General features: G+C 54.8%; 1 protein-coding gene. It reads right to left on the reverse strand.

The window, feature by feature from the left end:
• Positions 1-1498, reverse strand: a 1498-nt coding sequence (locus GM556_RS01230) for an autotransporter outer membrane beta-barrel domain-containing protein (protein ID WP_230873237.1), incomplete at both ends; no start/stop codon positions are given.

Genomic DNA, 1498 nt, shown 5'->3' on the forward strand with positions numbered 1-1498 from the left:
TTGCCATATTGGCCGATATAGGAGAGGTCCAGATTGATGCGGTTTGTAATCTGTGCCGTAATGCCTGCATCCGTCACAGCGGCATTGCTGGAGAGCAGAACACCAGCAACATCCATCGTGCTTGTTCCACCACCGGCAACAAAGCCTTCATGCAGCCCGGGCTGCAAACGCCCAAACCCATGACGATACCCCGCCATAATATGCGGCATAAAGACAGCCTTACCAATATTCACCCGCGTGGCCGCACGGAAGCCAAAGGTGGAGAAGGTCACACCCTGATCCGTCCCACGGCTGCGTAAGGCCGCATCATTGCCATGCTCACGATAGCTGTTCGTCTGCATATTGACGTAAGCCACATTCATAAAAGGCTCAAACACTGTACGGCCTGCGCGCAGCTTATAGCCAAGCTCCGCATAGGCTTGCGCTGTACCGCCCAGATAGCTGCTCCGCACACGGCTGCCATAATCCCCAACGGCAATCTGACGGCGCGTGTTAATCACATTCCAGCTATAATCGGCCCCTAAACGAAGGTTCAGCCGCCCCAAATGCGTCCCCGCATAGGCCCCAACAGAGATGTTATTGCTGTTACCAGAGGAGGACCGCCCACGCGCCACATTAAATTGAGAATGACCATAGGAGAGCAGCCCACCAACACGCCAATGACTATGGTTGATGGGGGTATCGGCCCCGATGATAAAGCCTGCCGTGTTATGGTGCATCAGCGCGGCATTACCATCCCCGCTATTATGGCCTAAGCCCCCATAAGCTTGGCCCCAGAGGACAGCATGGTCAGAGTAGCAGGCCTCGTTCTTTTTATGCGTTTTGAGGTCATAAACACTCTGCCCATTACGCCCATAATCACAATCTGCATTGGCGAGACGGTTAATCACAGCATTGCGGAGATAGAAGCTATCTTGGATTAACGCTGTGCGGATGGAGGCATGTAACTCACCCGAGAGATTATCAAGCGCGCGGCGAGCTTGGTCTTTGGTCAGGCCCGTTAAGGCTGTCACCAACCCACTTCCTGCACCGACATGGCTTACCCCTCGGCCAGCCGTCACCTCATTATGCGTCCCGCCAATATCACCAAAGCCAGTGCTATTGCGCTTCAACACAATATCGACCGCATCAGCACTATAAGCGAGGGTCGGGTCCAGATACGCATATTGCGCGGCGAGATTGGTCGTTAGGCCATCAAATTGACCGCTCACCCCTTGTGTGGCTGTCAGCACGCGGTACGCCTGCCCATAAGTTAGGCCTGCCCCTGCATTTTTAACAATCAGGTCGAGCGTCCCACCCGCTAAGTTTGCCTTGCCTGCAACGGCCAGACGGTCAGAGGTTAGCTCCTTATACCCAGCCCCCTTTGCCGTGGTCAGGCTCTGGCCTGTCGTGTCGCTAGTGCCATTAATGCGAAGGATGGAGCCTTTCGCCATGCTCACATCACCTGCGACATTCAGGGTAGAAGGCGTGTTAGAGCCAACCGTCCCAGGTGCAATAA

The organism is Bombella sp. ESL0378 (assembly GCF_009725845.1).
In the GTDB taxonomy this organism is placed as follows: domain Bacteria; phylum Pseudomonadota; class Alphaproteobacteria; order Acetobacterales; family Acetobacteraceae; genus Bombella; species Bombella pollinis.